This is a genomic window from Stackebrandtia nassauensis DSM 44728, from assembly GCF_000024545.1.
GTDB lineage: Bacteria > Actinomycetota > Actinomycetes > Mycobacteriales > Micromonosporaceae > Stackebrandtia > Stackebrandtia nassauensis.
In genome coordinates this window covers 3,517,280-3,536,400 of sequence record NC_013947.1, presented here as the reverse complement: position 1 = coordinate 3,536,400, position 19,121 = coordinate 3,517,280, and the positions used below count along the sequence as shown (strand labels likewise).

Here is a 19,121-nt window from a genome sequence, read left to right as displayed (position 1 = left end):
GGCTACTTGCCACCCGGTGCGCCCATACCGTCAACCTTGCGTTGCGCCACCTCGTTCTCGCCAGCCGACCAGGCGTCATTGATCTCGCCGTCCACATTCCTCAACAGCGTCTTCTCGGCCTCGGTGACGACACCGTCCTGGTTGACAAGGTGCTCGATGGCGGCCTTCTCGCGTACAAGTTGCGCGTCGTACACGTCCGTCCGTTCCACGTTCCCGTCGTACAGCGCCTGTTCCGTGGAATCGACCTGCGCGTCGTTCTTGACCTGGTCGAGGATCTCGCCGATGAGGGCGCCCCCGAACGGAATGGCGCTGGTCGCGATCTTGCCGCCGCTGACGCCCAGCTGGGTCAGATCGTTGGCCGACTTGTCGGACTCCGCCGCGTCGTGCACACCGGCTTCCACCTGGGCATCGGTGAGTATGTTGGCGATGGTCGAACCGGGTTGCAGCGCCTCCTGCACCCAGCTGCCCTCCGGGCCGTTCTGCTGGTACTCCTGCGCGAGCACGACATCGCGGATGTCGTTGCTGGCGCCCATGAGCTGGTGGAACGAATCCTCGTGTCGGCCGAGGGCGTGCAACAGTCCGGCGGTGGCGTCCTCGTCCTTGAACTCCGCCATGGCGCCTTCCGGGTACAGCTTCGCGTCCCCGGACAGCGGGTTCAGGAAGGAGTTGTGGATCTCGGGCATGTACGTGGAGGCGATATCGGTCATGTTGTCGGCCATGTTCTCGAGCTTGCCGCCCGGGATGAGGTCCATGTCGCCGTCGCCTTCACCGCCGAAGCGGTTGACGAGGTGCTCGGCGATGTTCACCATTTCCTCGGTCCGAGGCGGACGCGGTGCGTCGGCGGGCGTGTCGGAGGGCACCCCGGTGGCTGCGGCCTCCAACGCGTTGCCGACACGGTTGACGTCCAAGGGGTCGCCGGGCTCCTGACCCGTGACACGATCCAGGGCGTAGTCGATGTTGGGGTTGTCGGTCGGTCCCTCGATCGGCGCGAGCGGTTTGCCGAAGGCGTCGTTGTATTTCAGGCCGTGCTCGTCGTTGTTGCCGGTGAAGTAGTCCGACGCCGCTTCGGGGCTGTGGTCCAGCGCGGTCATCACCGAGTTGAGCGGATTGCTGACCGGCGCTTCGTGGTCCGCCTTTCCGTCGATGACGAACGGGTTGCTGTCGAGCCCGCTCACGCTCGCGCCGGGGCCAGCGGACGGGTTCCCGAGCCCGGAGGAGTTGTCCAGCCTGGTGACGTGCTCGGCCACCGGGGTCAGGAAACTCGGGTCGTACTTGCCGTGTTCCAGCAGCGGAGCCAGAGCTTCGTAGCCGATGTTCTGCGGGTTGCCCTCCATGGGTTTGGCACCCTGGTTCATCAACTCCTGCGTCCACTGCGGAGTCAGCCCGCCGTTCTGTGACGCCGACGCCAGCGACTCTCCCAGCAGGCGCTGCGTTTCCCTGAACTTGTCCGCTCCGGCGGTGTCACCGTTCTGCGCCAGATTCGCGCCCGCCTCCGAGAACCGCCCGCTGCCGTCGATCAGACCCTTGGGCCCGAGCTGTTCCATGAGCTGCCGGTTGAACTCGGGATTGTTGTTGCGCGACAGGATGTCGTTGAGTTCCTGCGCGGTTTCGGGTTTGACCTGGTTCTTCGGGGTGCTCAGGAGGTCCTTGGCCCGGCCCAGATCCTGCTGTTTCCCGGGAATCTCCATATAGGAAGCGTTCACCTGGCCCGACAGCGCGTTCAGCTGCTCCGTCGCCGTGGTGTCGGCGTCGGCGGCCATCTTCAACGCCTCGTCGATGATGGCCCGCGCGTCCTGGGCCTTGCGGTCGTTCTCGGCGGCCACCGCCGGATCGGTGACCACCGGCGTGACCACGGTGCCGTCCGGCTGGATGGTGATGCCGGTGCCCTTGATGGCGTCGTATGCCCCCTGTAGGTGTGCCTTGGCCTTGTTGACTCCGGTCGCCAGATCGTCGAGTGTCGCCTTGCCGCGTTTGGCCGAGTCGGACAGGTCGTACAGCGGACCCGGCAACGCGGCCAACATGCCGCCCGCGGCGTTGGCGTCGCCACCGGCCCACATTCCGGCGGGAATGTCGGCGGCGGTCTGCACCGCCTCGCCCTGCCGTGTCATGGCGGTCCCGAAGTCCGCGCTGGCCTGGGCGGCGGAGGTGAGCTTGGAAGTGTTCATGGCGGTCAGTTGGGCATAGGTGACCACGACGGTGTTCCCTCTCGCTAGTGCTTGGCCATCACGCTAGGAACTCGCGATAACACCGCGATAACCAAACTTCACAGTGGACGTTTTGGTGGTCGTGTTATCGCCGTGTTATCGGTGGTTCGTAGCGTCGGCGTCGAATCGACACCCGCCCAGAAGGGACTTCTCCATGCGACGCTTCAACCGCACGACAACCGTCGTGCTCGGTTCGGCAACCCTGGTCGGTGCGCTGGCCATCGCGATACCGGCCACCAGTGCGCTGGCCGAGGACGACTGCACCTACCCGGCACAGGTGCTGGACCTGAAGAGCTGGAAGGTGACGCTGCCGGTGGGGGAGGACGAGGAGCCCACCGAGATCAAGCAGCCCGAGCTGGCGGAGTTCGAGATGGATCCGTGGTTCACGCCGCTGGAAGACTGCTCGGGGGTCCAGTTCCGGTCGGCCGTGGACGGGGTGACCACCGGTGGGTCGAAGTACCCGCGTTCGGAGCTGCGGGAGATGAACGAGGACGGCTCGGACGAGACGGAGTGGTCGGGTGAGTCGGGGACCCACACGATGGTCATCGACGAGGCGATCACCCAGGTGCCCAACGACAAGCCCGACGTCGTGGCCGGGCAGATCCACGGCGGTGACGACGACGTGTCGGTGTTCCGCCTGGAGGGCACCAAGTTGTACGTCACCGACGGCGACACCAGTGACCATCACCTGATCACCGACGACTACGAGCTGGGCACCCGCTTCGAGGCGAAGTTCGTCGTCAGCGACGGCGAGATCAAGGCGTACTACAACGGGGAACTGCAGACCACGCTGCCCGCCGACTTCGACGCCGGGTACTTCAAGGCCGGTGCCTACACGCAGGCCAACTGCGACAGCCCCTCGGATCCGTGCGACGAGACCAACTACGGCGAGGTCCACATCTACGACATCCAGGTCACCCACGAGGACTGACAGGACCGCCCGATGAATAAGCGAATCGTGACCGCCTTGATCGGCGTGACCCTGGCGCTGACCGTTGCCGGGGTGACGGTGGCCGCTTCGGCCGACGACGCGGAGACCGCGGACCGTCCGAAGTACGGCACCGATGGCAACGGCAATCCCGAGACCGGCGATTGCACCGTCAGCACCGACGAGGACCCGCAGTCGGCCGTCGACGACGCCGCGGATGGCGATGTCGTGTGCGTCAAACCCGGCGACCACTCGGACTCCACGTTGAACGTCGACAATGCGGTCACGGTTCGCGCCAACGGGATCGTGAAACTGCGGAACATCGTCGTGTCCGGCGACGGCGCGACGATCGACGGTTTCACCGTCGTCGGTGACGAACTGGACGACCCGTCCACGGGCATCAAGTTCTCCGGAACCGGCCACGAGATCGTCAACAACCTCGTCAACGGCAAACACATCCACTACGCGATCGCCTGCGACGCCGACGAATGCGCCAGTGACGTCCTGATCTCCCGCAACTCGGTCACCCAGACCAACAACTTCGGCGTCTACCTGTGGGGCGGCTCCGACATCACCGTCGAGTGGAACAACATCTACGACCTGTGGTCCGACGAGGGCAACGACGACGTCGACGGCATGCGGATCTGGGGCACCGGCCACCTGATCCGCAACAACTACATCCACGACCTGAACGTCAACAAGGGGGAGGGTGAACCGCACGCCGACTGCATCCAGAACTACCAGCACTCCAGCCGCACCGACGAGTCCTACGGCGTCACCGTCGAGAACAACTACTGCGTCCGGGTGTCAGGCCAGTGCCTGATCATGCAGAACGAGCACCGTCCGAGTGCCGACGTCCGCGACTACACCTTCCGCGGCAACGTCTGCGAATCGTTCGGCAGCCAGAACATCGAGCTGGGAAGCGTCACCGGCGGCACCATCGAGAACAACATCCTGTGCGGCGGCGTCGACGGACACGTGATCACGTTCCACAGCACGGTCGACGGCCTGGAGACCACCGACATCAAGCTGCGCAACAACATCCTGGCCACGGCGGGCGGATCGGTCTTCGCCGACGGCAGCAAGGAAGCGCTGATCGACGACACCGACAACATCGAGGTCACCGACCCCACGATCGCCGACGACTGGGAGGAGTTCGAGGGCAACCCCGATGCTCCGGTGCTGGCGATCAACCCGGACGACTTCACCGTGTTCCGGGACCGGTCCCAGCTGGCGGGCGACATCATCGACGAAGGTTCGCAGCCCAACAGTTCGGACTTCCATGAGGACGTCGACGGCGCGGCCCGCGTCCGTGGCGCGACCATCGACATCGGACCGTTCGAGTTCGCATAGCCGAAGGAGAACCATGAAGGCACACGCACGCCTGGCGGCGACGGCCGTCGCCTCGGCACTGGTCGTCGTCGCGGCGGTGGCACTGCCGCAGGCGATCGGACAGGCCGACGAGGCGAACCCGCGCCGCGTCATCGACGTGGGTGACTCCGAGCAGTTGGCCGCGGCGATGTCCGCCGCGAAGGCCGGGGACGAGATCGTGCTGGCCGACGGCGAGTACGCCATCGACGGCATGACCGGCAAGCACGGCACGAAGGACGCGCCGATCACCGTGGTGGCGAAGAACCGTGGCCAGGCCGTGATCAACGAGGGGCAGCTGGAGGTCGACAAGTCGTCCTATGTGACCTTCGAGGGTCTGACATGGACCAACAGTGACACGCTGAAACTCACCAGCTCGAACAACGTCCGGCTGACCCGCAACGTGTTCCGGCTGGCCGAGGAGGAGTCGCTGAAGTGGGTCATCATCCAGGGCGCCGACAGTCACCACAACCGCGTCGACCACAACGACTTCGGCGAGAAACACCAGCTGGGCAACTTCGTCACGATCGACGGATCCGAGACCGAGCAGTCCCAGCACGACCGTATCGACCACAACCACTTCCACGACATCGGTCCCCGCGCCGAGAACGAGATGGAGGCGGTGCGGATCGGCCAGAGCTCCATCTCCGAATCCAGCGGCAACACCATTGTGGAGAACAATCTGTTCGAGAACTGCGACGGTGACCCGGAGATCGTGTCGGTCAAGAGCAACGACAACATCGTCCGCTACAACACCTTCCGCTCCTCGCAGGGCGCTTTGGTGCAGCGGCACGGCAATCGCGGCCAGCTGTACGGCAACTTCTTCCTCGGCGAGGGGGAGGAGGGCTCGGGCGGCATCAGGGTGTACGGGCAGGACCACCGGATCTTCGACAACTACTTCCAGGGCCTGACCGGCACCGGCTACGACGCCGCCCTGCAACTCGACGGCGGTGACGTGGACACCGACGGCTCCCTGGACTCGCACTTCCGGGTCTACCGGGCCACCGTCGTGCACAACACCTTCGTCGACAACGTGTCCAATATCGAGATCGGCGCCAACTACGAGCACGCCCCGGCCGACTCGATCGTCGCCGACAACGTGGTGACCGGCGGCGAGGGCAAGCTGTTCAACGAACTCAAGACTCCCAAGAACCACACGTACCAGGGCAACATCGCCTGGCCGACCGGCACGGCCACTGTGGGCGTCGACGCACCCGAGGACGCCATCGCCGTGACCGACCCCCGGCTGACCGACGCCGACGGCCTGTACCGGCTCGGCGAGAACAGCCCGGCGATCGACGCCGCCAGCGCCACACACGAGTTCGTCACCGACGACATGGACGGCCAGGACCGCGACGACAAGCCCGACACCGGCGCCGACGAGCGGTCCACGGCCGACGTCACCCGCCACCCGCTCAGCCCCGGCGACGTCGGCCCCGACGCCCCGTAGCCCGAATCCGAGAACCAGCGACAAAGGAGCCCGAAGTGCACAAGCCACAGAAGCGTTGGCGCCGTGGCATCACCCGGTACTGGATGTTCGCCGTACTCGCGGCCGCCCTGGTGGGCGCCATGAGCGCGATCCCCGCGCAAGGCGAGTCGACCGGCGAACCGAATTCGTCCCGGCAGGGTCAGGTGCACGTCCTGCCGGGGCACCTCATCGGTGCCGACTACGAACCGGACAAGTTCTATGTGCGGCAAGGCGAAGGCGAGTGGGAGCTGACCTACACGCCCGGCTGGCAGGGGGAGGACTTCTCCGAAGCCGTTCGCGGCACGTTGCCGAACCTGCGGTCCGCCAACGCTGTCTTCGACGACGAGAGCGGCAACGTTCACGACCACGACCCGGACTTCGACCCGCAGTCCAACACCGACCAGTTCATCGCGAACCTGGACTCCTACAAGGCGAACGGGCTGTTGGCCACCGACGTCAACCTGCAGGGCGGCAACCCCAACTTCGACGCGACGAACCCGGCGTTCAACAGTGACGGTTCGCTGCGGCCCGAATGGATGGACCGGCTCGGCAAGGTGATCGAAGCCCACGCCGAACGGAACATGGTGGTGGTCCTGGGGTACTTCTACTTCCGCCAGACCGGGGTCTTCGACGATGAGGACGCGGTGCGTAAGGCGACCACGAACGTGACGGACTGGCTGATCGACAACGACTACCGCAACGTCGTCATCGAGATCGCCAACGAGCACAACGATGACGACTACCCCGACATCATCTCCTCCGACGAGGGCATGGCCGAGCTGATCAAGCTCGCGCAGTCCCGTTTCGACAACGCCGCCTTCCGGCTGGCCGTCAGCGCTTCCCGTTACGGGGACGCATCGATCCTGCAGGGCCCGGCCGCCGATGCCGCTGACCTGTCGTTCGTTCACTGCAACGGCAAGGACGCCCAGGGCTGCGCCGACGCGGTCGCCGACCAGCAGGGCGACTACGACCGTCCGATCGTGCTCAACGAGACCGACAACACCAAGGGTGAGTACACCGACGACACGTTCGACGAGGACAAGAAGTCGATCGACGCGATGGTTGCCACCGGCGCCAGCTGGGGTTACATGCTCAACCAGTGGAACCAGTACATCCCGTGCCGCTACCACGACGACTGCGGGTCGACCAAGTTCGACTACGCGTTGGGACCGGATCCTGGTGTCAACGGCAGCGGTGAGGAACTGATGGAGAACTTCACCGCCGGTGTGCTGGAGCACTTGAAGAGCGTCGTTTACTCATCGGCCTCCGAGTCGGAGGACTGATGAAGACACGGTTGTTGGCGCTGGCGGAGGCGCTCTGGCTGATGGTGTCGGGACCGGATGCCAGAGCGTCGGGAACGGCGATTCCCGAGGACCCGGTCGGTGCGTCGGTGAATCCGTTCCCGCTCCACGTCAGCGCCAACAACCGTTTCCCGGTCAACGGGACCACAGCTTCCACTATGGGGTGTTGTGGACGGTCAGCTCAGGGCGACCCGGACGGCCTCGGCCTGTCGTTCCAGAAGCGCGTACTCGAAACGGCGAGCTCTCGCGAGGGCCTTGTCGATACAGCGGCGGGCCGACTCCCGCTGACCGAGTTGGTGATGGGCGGAGCTCATGCCGATCATCGCCTGCACCTGAAGATATCCGTTACCGCGTTCCCGGCTCAGCCGTAGCGCCTGGGCGTAGCCATCGAGCGCGGCATCAGGGCAGCCGGTGTGCTCATGCACCCGGGCGGTCACGTAGGTGACCCATGCCTCTGAACGGCGATGTCCGGTTTCGCGTACCAGTGCCATCGCGGTCGGCACCAGTTCGGCGGCGAGATCGGTCTGGCCGACGTCGAGGTGGGCGTTCGCCAGTCGGCACAGGGTGTTGGGTAGGAACATTCTGTCGTCCAGCTCCCGTTGCACCGCTACCGCGTGGTTCAGCAATGCCAGCGCACGGTGGTGCTGTCCCAGCTCGCACAGTGCCTCGCCGAGACTGGCGCGGCTGCGGGACTCGCTCACCCTGGCACCGCGCCGTTGGTGAATGTTCGTCGCACGTTCCAGGTGGTCGACCGCGTCCTCCACGTGCCCCAACCGCAGCAACGCCCTGCCGAGGTTGCTGAGAACGACCGCCTTCGACGTGATGTCCCGCGTTGGCGAGCGCAGTTCCAGCGCCTGATGCAGGTGATGAACCGTCAGTCGCAGTTTTCCCTCGTAGTCGTAGACACCACTGAGATTGTTGTGGGTTATGGACTGTCCGTCGACCCAGCCGCTGTGACGGCTCAACGCCAGCGCCTGCTCGAAGTGTTTGATGGCGGCGTTACGCTGAGCGCGGGAGCGGTGCAGGTTGGCCAAGCTCAGATGAGCCAGGATCTGGGCCCTGAAATCCACAATCTGGCGGGCGGCGAACAGATAGGCGCGAGCGACGTTGAGCCAGTCGACGGCGTGCATCTTGCTGTGCAGATAGCTTTGCATCGTGGCGGCCAGCCGGCAGGCGTCGAGGTGGTCGCCGCGATCGGCGGCGTACCGAACCAGTGCGACGAGGTTGGGGTGTTCGGTGTCGAACCATGCCGACGCCGTGGTGTCGTCGTCGAAGCTCACCGGGATCCTCGCCGCCTCCTCCGACAACGGCAGCGTCACCACGAACGAGTACATCCGATTCGCCGCGGCGACGGCGACGCGTGAATAGTGGTCGTAGAGCCGCCGCGTGGCGGCCTCGCGTTCGGCGTCGGCGTCCTCCTCCTGCCCCAGCTCCTGGGCGAACAAGCGCAGCAGATCGTGCAACGCGAACCGTTCGGCTCCCCGCGGCGTCACCAGATGGGCGGAGATCAGACGATCCAGCAGCGGTTCGGTCGCGGCGGCCTCGACGCCCGCCAGCGAGGCGGCGGACTCCAGGCCGATCTCCGAACCGGGGAACAGTCCCAGCAACCGGAACAGTCGCCTCACTGGTTCGGGCAGTCGAGCGTAGGAGGATCGGAAGGCCGCTCGCACCGCGGTACCGTCGTCGTCGGCGACCTGAAGCGCGTCCAGGCGGTTGCCGGTGCGCAGCCGGTCCACGTGCCGGGTGAGACTCCGCTGTGGATGGTTGATCAGGTCTGCGGCCGTGATCCGCAGCGCCAGCGGCAGGTTGCCACACAGGCGTGCCAGTGCGGCGGCCGCATCGGGTTCGGCGGCGAGCCGGGCGTCACCGACGGCATCGGACAGCAGTGTCTGGGCTTCGGCGTCGGCCATCACGTCGACACTCAGGACACGGGCGCCCTCCTTGGCGACCAGGCCGGTCAACCGGTCTCGGCTGGTCACTATGGCCAGACAGTCGCCACCGCCGGGCAGCAGTGGACGCACTTGATCGACGGTGGCGGCATTGTCGAGCACGATCAGCAGCCTGCGGCCGGCGATCCGTGACCGGAACAAAGCCGACGCCTCCGCCTGCTGAGGTGGCACCTGGTCGGTAGGCAGTCCGATCGCGCGCAGGAAGTACGCCAGGGCCTCGATCGGCTGGACCAACGGCTCGGGCCCGTATCCGCGCAGGTCGATGTAGAGCTGACCGTCGGGCCACCGGTCACGGTGGCGACCGGCCCAGTGCACCGCCAGGGTCGTCTTACCGGCTCCCGGCGGCCCGGTGATCAATGTGGTTGGTGCGGGTTCGGTGTCGTCAAGTAGGCGATCCAGCTGCCGCAGTTGGTCTCTGCGGCCGCTGAATCCGGCTGTGGCGGGGGGCAGTTGGGCCGGGACGACACGTGGGACCGACGGCTCGGCGGGCCGGGGCGTCAGCAGCGTCGGATCGGAAGTGAGGATGCGGTGGTGGAGCTCGCGCAACTCCTGGCTCGGCTCGATGCCGAGCTCGTCGGCGAGTCGTTCCCGTGCCGTGCGGTAGGCGTCCAGCGCCTCGGACTGGCGGCCCGACCGGTACAGGGCCAGCAGCAGCTGGCACCAGAACCGTTCCCGGAACGGGTGATCGGCGACCAGCTGGCGCAGTTCGCCGATCACCTCGGCGTGGGCCTCGCCGTCGAGGTCGGCGTCCACGCGTCGTTCGGTCGCGGCCAGCCGCTCCTCTTCGAGGATCGGCACGACCTCGGCTTGCAGCACCGACGAGGCGATCCCGGACAGGGCGTCGCCGCGCCACAACGCGAGTGCCTGGTGGAGGGCGTCGCGTTCGGCCGCGGGGTCGCCTCGGTCGCGGGCCGTTCCGGCCCGCTCGCACAGTTTCCGGAACCGGTGCAGATCGACGGTGTCGGGTGCGGCCGCGATGCGGTAACCGTTGCCCTCGGCGCGAACCAGTTCGCGGTTGGGGTCCTTGAGGGACCGTCGCAGTCGCATCACGCACACGTTGAGGACGGTGCGATCGGCGTCGCCGCCCCAGACCTGCTCGATGAGCGTCGGTGCCGACACGATCTCGCCCGGCCGCAGCAGCAGTGCCGCGAGCAGCGCCTGCTGCCGTCCGGGCGGAACCTCGAGGACCTCGCCGTGGTGGGTCACCTCGAGTGGGCCCAGCAGCCGGAAGCCGGTGTCGCCGCCGGACGCCGGGGTGGGCGTCGCGTCGGGCTCGTTCCGGCTGCGGCTGGCGGTGTCGGTCACGGCGCGGCGTACTCCCGGTACCAGTCGATCTCGTATTCGGCCGGGGTCATGTCGTCGCCGTGGAAGTTGTCGAGCTGGAAGGTCTGGTATCCGGAATCCATGCACTGGATGCATTCGCGGATGTCGTTCTCACCACCGGAGTAGCGGAACCATTCCTTGCCGTCGATGAACCCGGCGACGTGGTCCGGCGTCCATTCGAAACCGATGTTATGCCATTCGGTCAGTGGCTCACCACAGTCGGTCTCCTCGGTGAACTCCTGCTGGACGTCGGCTTCGGGGTCGTGTGGATAGTGGATGAACGATTCGGCGCAGTCCTCGCCGGGGGAGCTGTTCTCCAGGTAGTCGTATTCGCCGCCCTGCGGCCACTCGTCGGACTCGGGCCAGATGATCAGCAGCGGGTGGTACTGCCGGTCGCCGGGGGGCTCGGTGTTGGTGGAGCGGACGCGGGCCTCGTAGCGTCCGTACTGGCGGCTGAACTGCGAGCCCAGCCAGCCGGAGTCGCCGTTGGCCTCGCCGACCATGCGCAGCATGCCACCGTGGACGCGGGTGTTCTTGTCGCAGCGTCTTCCGTTGCCCGCGTGGCCTTCCCAGCACTGTCCCTCGCCGCCGCCCGCGAGACTCCACTTCGACTGGTCGGGGACGGCGGGTGAGTCGGGGCTGCCGTAGTCGAACTCGTCGGAGTGCTCGGGAATCGGGTCGCCCCAGTCGAGGGCTTCGGCGGCGGTGTCGGATCGCTTGTCGGACACCGGGGTGCCGCTGGCCAGCCCCGGAACGGTGACGGCGAGGGTGCCGACGACGGCGGTGGCGAGTGCGACTGTCGCGATCGTGATGGCTTTGGATCTCACTGGTACTCCTCAGGCCTTGTCCGGCAACAGGTATACCGGTATACCAGGTGGTGGGTACCGGGGCAAGGGCGTCATTTCGGGCATCCCTTCAAAACGTCCACAATCGTTTACCCTGTGTTCGCCGTGGACCGGCGCAGTCGCACCTGGGTCGGCAGCGTCACCCGCCACGACGGCGCGGTGCCGCCGATCGCGGTCAACAGCATCTCGGCCGCGGCCCGTCCCAGACCGGGGTAGTCGCAGTGCACCGTCGACAACGCCGGGGTCAGGTAGGAGGCGAGTTCGATGTCGTCGAACCCGGCCACCGCCACGTCCTCGGGCACCCGCAGGCCGTGTTCGGCCAGGACCGCCATACCTCCCACGGCCATGACGTCGTTGCCGTAGAAGATCGCGCTCGGTCGCCGTGGTTCGGCCAGCAGCTGTCGCGTCGCCTGTGCCCCACCGGCGGCGACGAAGTTGCCGACGGCCACGGGTCCGGGTTCGATGCCGTGGTCGGCGAGGGTCTGTCGCCACAGCGTTTCCCGGGCCCGGGAATGCAGCAGTTCCGGCACGCCGGTCACGTGCGCGATGCGCCGGTGCCCCATGGCGATGAGGTGCTCGATGAGTTGCCGGACCCGCGGGGTGCTGTCACTGTCCACACTGGGGTACGGGCACGAGGGGCCTGGTGTTCCCACCACCACGGCCGGGGCTCCCATTCCGGACAACAACCGGAACCGGAAGTCGGGTCGGCGCAGGTCGTTGAGCAGGAACCCGTCGACCTGTCGTTCGGCCATCATGCGCTCGTAGCAGGCGCGTTCCTGTTTGGCGCCCTCGACGAAGCGGATGATGGTGGCGTATTCGTGGCGGGCCAGCACGGTCTCGACTCCGGCCAAGAACGCCGGGAAGAACGGATCGATGTCGAGCAGTTCGGGCGGACGGCGCACGACGATGCCGACCGCTTGCGTGGGCGCGCCGTTGATGGCCCGGGCCGCCGCGCTGGGGACCCAGCCCAGCTGGGTGGCGGCGTCGTGGATGCGCTGGATGGTGGCCGCGCTGATGCGTTCGCCGCCGTTGAAGGCGCGCGAGACCGCGCCTTTCGAGACACCGGCCAGGGCCGCCACATCGGCGATCGTGGGGCGGTGCGGCACAGATCGACGAGCCACGACCGGAGTCTAGCTATCGGCGCGCGTTCCCGCCGCCCGGTGATGTGGTGCCGCTAGCGCGTCGGGCGGTGCTTGTCGAGGTCGTCGATGTCGGGCAGCGGCGCGATCGCCAGCTTGTGGGCGGTTTCGCCGGACAGGCCCATCATGCGCAGCAGGTCCTCGGTGACCTGGTCGGTCGCCTCGGCGTCGTCGCGCTCGGGTTGGTCGTGCAGCAGCTGTCCCAGTGCCACGGCGGCTCCGGCCACGATGACGAGCGCCAGTTCGGGGTCGGCGACGGTGAACTGTCCCTTGTCGATGGCGGCGTCGATGTCGCGGCGGGCCAGCAGGGTGACGCCCTTGAGCGGTCCGGCCAGGGAGGGCCGGTCGTGCAGCAGGATCTTGCTCAGCTGCGGGTTGCGGCGGTGCAGCCGTCCGGTCAGCCGGAAGTTCTGGGCGAACTTGGCGGCCGGGTCGTCGAGGTCGTCGCTGATGCGGTCGAGGGCCTCGCCGTAGTCGTGCAGGGCTTCCTCCACGGCGGCCTGGAACAGGTGCTCCCGGCTGTCGAAGTGGTTGTAGAACGAGCCCATACCCACGTCGGCGGCCTGGGTGATCTCCAGGATCGGGGCGGTGAGCTTGCCCTCCGCGATGAAGGCGCGGGCGGCGCCGATGAGGGCGGCGCGGGTGCGTGCCTTGCGTCGTTCCAGGCGGTTGTTCGCCGGTTCGGTCACCGTTGACCTCCGATTAGTGCCGTGTTGAATCCAGCGTCATCTTAGCGGAAGGGGTTCAGTGCTGACGAAATCGTCACATTTGCTAGCCTGACGTGTGGTTCATAAGTGATGATTTCGTCAACACTAGTTGGGAGCAGGAATGTCGTCGGTGCTTTATCGACTCGGACGGGCCGCCGCCCGGGCCCGGGGCCTTGTCGTCGCACTGTGGATAGTCGCCTTGGTCGCCGCGGGCGGGGCCGCGGCGCTCTTCAACCAGGGCACCGACGACACCTTCGCCATCCCCGGTTCCGAATCACAGGACACACTGGACTACCTCGGCCGGGTCTTCCCCGAGTTCAGTGGCACCTCGGCGCGACTGGTCCTGACCGTCCCGGCCGGGCAACAGGCCGACTCCGGCCCCACCCGCGACGCGGTTTCCGAAGCGGTGGCCGACATCGAGGACGTCGACCAGGTCGCCGTGGTCGCCGACCCCTTCGACAAGGACATCAACGGCGCCGTCGCGAAGGACGGCCGGGCCGCGATCATCACGGTGCTGTTGACCGTCCCGCAGGCCGACGTCCACCAGTCCACCAAGGACGACCTGACCGCGATCGCCGACGACCTGGCCGACCAGGTCGGCCACGGCGCGACGGTCCACACCGGCGGCGACGCGTTCGCCGACAACATCCCCGAACTCAGCCCCACCGAGGCCATCGGCGTGGGCGTCGCACTGTTGGTGCTGCTGTTGATGTTCCGCTCGGTCATCGCCTCGGTGATGCCGCTGCTGACCGCCGTGGTGGGCGTGGGGATCTCGGTGGGCCTCATCTACCTGGCGACGCTGGTGGTGCCGATCTCGTCGACCGCGCCGATGCTGGCCGTCATGCTGGGGCTGGCCGTGGGGATCGACTACGCGCTGTTCCTGCTGTCGCGGCACCGCGACCAACTCGGTGAGGGACTGGACGTCGAGGAGTCGGTGGCGCGGGCGACCGCGACGGCCGGTTCGGCGGTCATCTTCGCGGGCCTGACTGTTGTCATCGCGCTGCTGGGCCTGTTCGTCGCCGACATCCCGTTCCTGACCACGATGGGTGTGGCGGCGGCCGTGGCGGTCGCGCTGGCCGTCGTCGTCGCGGTGACGCTCGTACCCGCGCTGCTGGCGTTCGCGGGGGAGCGGCTGCGGCCCCGGGTTCCCAAGCGGCGCAAGACAAGGAAAGCGTGGCGCAAACCGCCGATCGCTAGGTGGTGGGTCCGCACCGTCACTAAGGCGCCGATCGTGACGATCCTGGTCATCGTCGCCGGGCTGGGAGTGTGCGCGATACCGGCCGCCGACCTGCGACTCGCCCTGCCCGACAACGGCGACGCCACCGAAGGCAGCCCGGCCCGCGACACCTACGACATCATCACCGACCACTACGGACCCGGCTACAACGGACCGCTGATCGTCACCGCTGACATCATCGAAAGCCGGGACCCGATCGGCCTCGTCGACGACATCGCCGACGAGATCCGCGACATGCCCGGCGTGGCATCGGTGCCGCTGGCCACCCCGAACCCCAAGGGCGACACCGGGATCATCCAGGTCATCCCCACCACCGCCCCGGACTCGGCCGAAACCGAGGACCTGGTCGCCGACCTGCGCGCCAAACAGGACCACTTCCTCGACAAGTACGACACCAAGACCGCCGTCACCGGCCTGACGGCCGTGGGCATCGACGTGTCCGCCCAGCTGGGCAGCTCGCTGCTGCCGTTCGGCATCCTCGTCGTCGGACTGTCGCTGGTGCTGCTGGCGATGGTGTTCCGCTCGATCTGGGTGCCGATCAAGGCCACGGTCGGGTACCTGCTGTCGGTGGGCGCCGCCTTCGGCGCCACCTCGTTCGTGTTCGTCCAAGGACATTTCGCCGACGCGCTTCACGTGGCCGGGGTTGGCAATGTCATCAGCTTCCTGCCGATCATCCTCATGGGAGTCCTGTTCGGACTCGCCATGGACTACGAGGTCTTCCTCGTGTCGCGTATCCGTGAGGACTACGTCCACGGTGGGGATCCGCACCGCGCCATCGAGACCGGGTTCATCTCGGCCTCGCGGGTGGTGGTCGCGGCGGCGCTGATCATGTTCGCGGTCTTCGCCGCGTTCGTGCCCGAGGGCAGCGCCACCATCAAACCGATCGCGTTCAGTCTCGCTGTCGGCGTGTTCGTGGACGCGTTCCTCGTCCGGATGACCCTGGTTCCCGCCGTGCTCGCGCTCCTGGGGCACCGCGCCTGGGGGCTGCCGCCGAAACTGGACCGGATGCTGCCGGTGTTCGACGCCGAAGGCGACGGCCTGGTGCGCGAACTGCGGCTCGCCGACTGGCCCGCCCCGGGTGTCGAGGAAGCGGTCACCGCTCGCGGCCTGAGCCTCGCCGACGACCGGGGACGCACCGTGTACTCGCATGTGGACCTCGACCTGCCGCACGGCGAGGTCCTGGTCCTGGACGGGACCGGCCCGGTCGGCAAGACCGCGCTGCTGTTCACCCTCGCCGGACGGGTCCCCGGCGTCACCGGCGACCTGAAGGTGCTCGGCCACGTGCTGCCGCAGCACTCCCACGCCCTGCGCCGCGAAGCCGAGCTGATCGACTGTGGCCAGACCCCCGACCCGGCGCGGCGCGTGACCGCCGCGCTGGCCGACGGCGTTCGCCTCATCCTGCTCGACGACGTCGACTGGGTGCTGCGCACCGACACCCGCGACCAGCTGCGGGCACTGCTGTCCGACCGCCGCAACCGCTCCGGCGAACCCGTCTCCTATGTGGTCACCTGCCAGGACCCCGACCGGATCCGGGACCTGATCCCGCACCCCGCCCACCGACTCACCCGTACCGTTCACCCCGCTGAGGTCGTCTGATGTTCACACCGTTCGCCGATTCCGCCCGCGCCATCGCCTCCGGGCCGCTGACCTGGAAGACCTGGACCGGACTCATCGTCCTGCCGCTGCTGGTCATGGGTTCGCTGACCTGGGCCCTGTCCGCCATCGACGCCGACCACGGCACCGCCACCGCCGCCGTGGTCAACAACGACAAACCCGTCAAGGTCAAGGGACAGACCATCCCGCTGGGCCGAGAACTGGCCGGGGACCTGACCCACAACGACGACTCCTCCTACGACTGGGTGCTCACCGACGCCGAGGACGCCAAGACCGGCCTGGCCGAAGGGGAGTACGCCGCCGTCGTCACCATCCCGGAGAACTTCTCCGCCCGGGGCACCTCCGCGGCCACCGCCGAACCGCTCGACGCCGACCGGGCGATCCTGGAGGTCGAGACCACCGACGCGGCGGGCGTCGCGGATCCGATGGTGTCCGAGGACGTCGCGCTGTCGACCACACGCAGCCTCGACAAGCAGGTCGTGGAGACCTATCTGGACAACGTGTACATCGCGTTCAACACGATCCACGACAAGCTCGAACAGGCCGCCACCGGCGCCAACCGCCTGGCCGACGGCACCGGCGAACTCAAATCCGGGGCCGCGAAACTGTCCGACGGCGCCGACACCCTGGCCGACGCCACCGGCAAGCTCAAGTCCGGCGCCGGCGAACTGGCCGGTGGCCTGGGCGACGCCGAATCCGCCACCGCGAAGCTCCCCGAACTGACGAAACAGCTCGCCGAAGGCGCCGACAAGGTCGCCGACGGCAACGAGAAGCTCGCCGACACCGTCGTGCCGCTGGCCAACAAGATCATCAAGGCCATCGACGCGCTCCCCTCGGCGACCGACGCCGCCGACAAGTTCCAGAAGTTCGCCGCCCGCTGCGACGCCAACGGCGGCAACGCGAAGTTCTGCGACGACCTCCAAAAAGCCGCCGACACCTTCTCCGACAACGCCTCGGCCATCGACGAGGGCATCGACTCGGTGCGGTCCAACGTCGTCGACACCCGCGACGCCATCAAGAAACTGGCCGCAGGCGCCCGCAAGGTCGCCGACGGCAACGCCAAACTCGCCGAGAAGGCCGCCCCACTGGCCGAGGGCATCGCCGACGCCGCCGACGGGGCCCGGCAACTGTCCGGTGGCGCCAGCAAGATCGACAAGGGAGCGGGACAGCTGTCCAGCGGCGCCGACCGCCTGTCCGATGGAGCCTCGCAAGTGGACGAGGGTGCGCGGGAACTCGCCGAGGGCCTGCTGTCGGGCCTTGACGCCATCCCCAACTACACCGACGAGGAACGCGACCACCTCAAGACCGTGGCCGCCGACCCGACCGCCGCCACCATGAACGGAACACCGTTCAACACCCTGTCCATCACGCTGTTCGCCGCGTTGGCACTGTGGGCACTGGCCCTGGCCGTCTACATCGTCACCCGCGCGGTGCCCGGCCAGATCCTCACCTCCCGCGAACCCAGCTGGCGCATCATCATCCGCGCCGCGCTGCCGGGCGCCTGCGCCGCCGCCCTGGCGGCACTGGCGATCACCGCGATCGCCTGGCCGGTCCTGGAACTCAGCCCCGCCCGCGCCCTGACCTTCGGGGCCGTGGCGCTCTTGGCCGCGCTCGCGTTCACCGTCGTCAACCAGGCCGCCGTGGCGATCTTCGGCCGCGCCGGACGCATGGCCTCACTGGCGGTGCTCGTCCTCACCGCCGCCCTCGGCATCGTGTCCACAGTGCCGTCGCCGCTGTACGACCTCGCCGGATACCTGCCCACCCACGGCGCCATCATCGCGCTGCGAGCCGCCGCCTCCGGCGGTGCCGGGCTGACCGAGGGCGTCACGCAACTGGCCGTGTGGCTGGGCATCGGCGCGGTGGCCGCCGTCATCGTCACCGACCGCCGCCGCTACCTCAGCCCCCGACGGCTGCGATTGGCCCAAACCTGACGCTCGGAAGGTAGATTCTGCGGGGATCAACATTTGTCCATCGTTCGAATCTATGGAGTGGCTATGACCGGAAAGTTCTCCCGGCGCGGTGTCCTCAAGGCCGGTGCGATGTCCGGACTGGTCATCGCGGGTGTTGGTGGCGCGGCGAACCCGGCGGCGGCGAAGGAACCCGAGAGCGGTGGCGCTCCCGGTGTCGGTGACGTCGCCTATGTGGACGTCGCGGCGGCGACACTGTGGGTGGAGCCCGACAAGGACCGCAAGGTGGACGCGCCGTCGTTGACCAACCCGGTGGACCTGCGCGCGTGGCTGGCCGCCATGAGCCTCAAGCAACGCCGCTGGCTGATCGGGAACCTGGAGACCCAGGGCCTGTACGGTCAGGACGTCACCGTGACCGCCGAATCCGGGGACTGGGTGCACGTCGTCGTGCACGGTCAGCCCACGCCCCGCGACGAACGCGGCTACCCCGGCTGGGTGCTCCGTTCCCAGTTGACCACTCAGGCACCGTCGGGAAGTGACGGTCCCTTCGCTCAGGTCACCGACGCCACCACCTGGCTGTACGACGACGCGACCCTGTCCGGTGAGTTCATGGAGATCAGTTACGGCAACCGGCTTCCCTGTTTGGATCAGACCGACACCGCGCTGAAGGTCGCCACTCCCACCCACGGCGACAAGTGGCTGTGCGTCGACGCCGCGACGGTGTACGCATCCGAGGACGCGATCCCGGCGCCGTCGGGTGCCGATCTGGTCGCCGACGCCAAGATGTTCCTCGGCCTGCCCTACCTGTGGGCCGGTACCGCGGGCTTCGGGTTCGACTGCTCCGGCCTCACCCACAGCCTCCACAAGGCACACGGGGTGACGATTCCCCGGGACTCCGGGCCGCAGAAGGACGCGGGTACTCCCGTTGCCGCCGAGGAGATGCGCGCCGGGGACCTGCTGTTCTACGGCATCGACCGCGTCCACCACGTCGGCATGCACATCGGCGACGGCCACATGATCGACGCCCGCACCAACACCGACAAGGTCGAACAGCGCATCGAGATCGTCGCGGTGGACGAACACCCCTACGCTTTCGAGTTCGCCGGAGCGGTGCGGTACCTGGCCTGACGC

The 19,121-nt window shown here is 67.5% G+C and carries 12 protein-coding genes; 7 read left to right on the top strand and 5 right to left on the bottom strand.

Annotated elements, in window-relative coordinates; translation table 11 throughout:
* Positions 1–2: 2 nt before the first annotated feature.
* Positions 3–2,165, bottom strand: a complete 2,163-nt coding sequence (locus tag SNAS_RS16455; RefSeq protein WP_144300521.1) for a hypothetical protein — start codon at positions 2,163–2,165, stop codon at positions 3–5.
* A gap of 193 nt (positions 2,166–2,358) precedes the next feature.
* Here SNAS_RS16455 and SNAS_RS16450 point away from each other — a divergent pair, with 193 nt between their 5' ends.
* The 4 genes from SNAS_RS16450 to SNAS_RS16435 are packed head-to-tail and all read left to right on the top strand — an operon-like array spanning position 2,359 to position 7,251.
* A complete protein-coding gene (locus SNAS_RS16450) occupies positions 2,359–3,135 on the top strand; it encodes a polysaccharide lyase family 7 protein (RefSeq protein WP_013018573.1) in 777 nt (258 codons plus the stop codon).
* Between the two features lie 12 nt (positions 3,136–3,147).
* Positions 3,148–4,485, top strand: a complete 1,338-nt coding sequence (locus tag SNAS_RS16445; protein ID WP_013018572.1) for a right-handed parallel beta-helix repeat-containing protein — start codon at positions 3,148–3,150, stop codon at positions 4,483–4,485.
* Between the two features lie 13 nt (positions 4,486–4,498).
* The gene (locus SNAS_RS16440) at positions 4,499–5,950 is read left to right on the top strand and encodes a polysaccharide lyase 6 family protein (RefSeq protein WP_013018571.1); all 1,452 of its coding nucleotides are present in this window, start codon (positions 4,499–4,501) and stop codon (positions 5,948–5,950) included.
* A gap of 35 nt (positions 5,951–5,985) precedes the next feature.
* On the top strand, positions 5,986–7,251 hold the full coding sequence (locus SNAS_RS16435; RefSeq protein ID WP_013018570.1) for a hypothetical protein: 1,266 nt from the start codon (positions 5,986–5,988) through the stop codon (positions 7,249–7,251).
* Positions 7,252–7,445: 194 nt separating this feature from the next.
* On the opposite strand, the gene SNAS_RS16430 is transcribed toward SNAS_RS16435, so the two are convergent.
* From SNAS_RS16430 to SNAS_RS16415, 4 genes are all read right to left on the bottom strand, one after another.
* Positions 7,446–10,523, bottom strand: a complete 3,078-nt coding sequence (locus SNAS_RS16430; protein WP_013018569.1) for an AfsR/SARP family transcriptional regulator — start codon at positions 10,521–10,523, stop codon at positions 7,446–7,448.
* Positions 10,520–11,368: a glycoside hydrolase family 16 protein gene (locus SNAS_RS35180; RefSeq protein ID WP_013018568.1), complete on the bottom strand. Its 849-nt coding sequence runs from the start codon at positions 11,366–11,368 to the stop codon at positions 10,520–10,522. The genes SNAS_RS16430 and SNAS_RS35180 overlap by 4 nt, the downstream gene beginning before the upstream one ends.
* Positions 11,369–11,475: 107 nt before the next feature.
* On the bottom strand, positions 11,476–12,507 hold the full coding sequence (locus tag SNAS_RS16420) for a LacI family DNA-binding transcriptional regulator (RefSeq protein WP_013018567.1): 1,032 nt from the start codon (positions 12,505–12,507) through the stop codon (positions 11,476–11,478).
* 53 nt (positions 12,508–12,560) lie between these two features.
* The gene (locus SNAS_RS16415; protein WP_013018566.1) at positions 12,561–13,214 is read right to left on the bottom strand and encodes a TetR/AcrR family transcriptional regulator; all 654 of its coding nucleotides are present in this window, start codon (positions 13,212–13,214) and stop codon (positions 12,561–12,563) included.
* A 139-nt stretch (positions 13,215–13,353) separates the two neighbouring features.
* Here SNAS_RS16415 and SNAS_RS16410 point away from each other — a divergent pair, with 139 nt between their 5' ends.
* The 3 genes from SNAS_RS16410 (at position 13,354) to SNAS_RS16400 (ending at position 19,118) form a co-directional block, all read left to right on the top strand.
* Positions 13,354–16,065: an MMPL family transporter gene (locus SNAS_RS16410; RefSeq protein ID WP_013018565.1), complete on the top strand. Its 2,712-nt coding sequence runs from the start codon at positions 13,354–13,356 to the stop codon at positions 16,063–16,065.
* Entirely contained in the window at positions 16,065–18,014 is a 1,950-nt protein-coding gene (locus SNAS_RS16405) for a YhgE/Pip family protein (protein ID WP_013018564.1), read from the top strand. Before SNAS_RS16410 ends, SNAS_RS16405 begins: the two co-directional genes overlap by 1 nt.
* Positions 18,015–18,077: 63 nt before the next feature.
* On the top strand, positions 18,078–19,118 hold the full coding sequence (locus SNAS_RS16400; RefSeq protein ID WP_013018563.1) for a C40 family peptidase: 1,041 nt from the start codon (positions 18,078–18,080) through the stop codon (positions 19,116–19,118).
* Positions 19,119–19,121 lie beyond the last annotated feature (3 nt).

Coding starts and splice junctions, on each gene's coding strand:
- SNAS_RS16455 (WP_144300521.1), bottom strand. CDS start 2,165: ATGAACACTTCCAAGCTCACCTCCGCCGCCCAGGCCAGCGCGGACTTC.
- SNAS_RS16450 (WP_013018573.1), top strand. CDS start 2,359: ATGCGACGCTTCAACCGCACGACAACCGTCGTGCTCGGTTCGGCAACC.
- SNAS_RS16445 (WP_013018572.1), top strand. CDS start 3,148: ATGAATAAGCGAATCGTGACCGCCTTGATCGGCGTGACCCTGGCGCTG.
- SNAS_RS16440 (WP_013018571.1), top strand. CDS start 4,499: ATGAAGGCACACGCACGCCTGGCGGCGACGGCCGTCGCCTCGGCACTG.
- SNAS_RS16410 (WP_013018565.1), top strand. CDS start 13,354: ATGTCGTCGGTGCTTTATCGACTCGGACGGGCCGCCGCCCGGGCCCGG.
- SNAS_RS16405 (WP_013018564.1), top strand. CDS start 16,065: ATGTTCACACCGTTCGCCGATTCCGCCCGCGCCATCGCCTCCGGGCCG.
- SNAS_RS16400 (WP_013018563.1), top strand. CDS start 18,078: ATGACCGGAAAGTTCTCCCGGCGCGGTGTCCTCAAGGCCGGTGCGATG.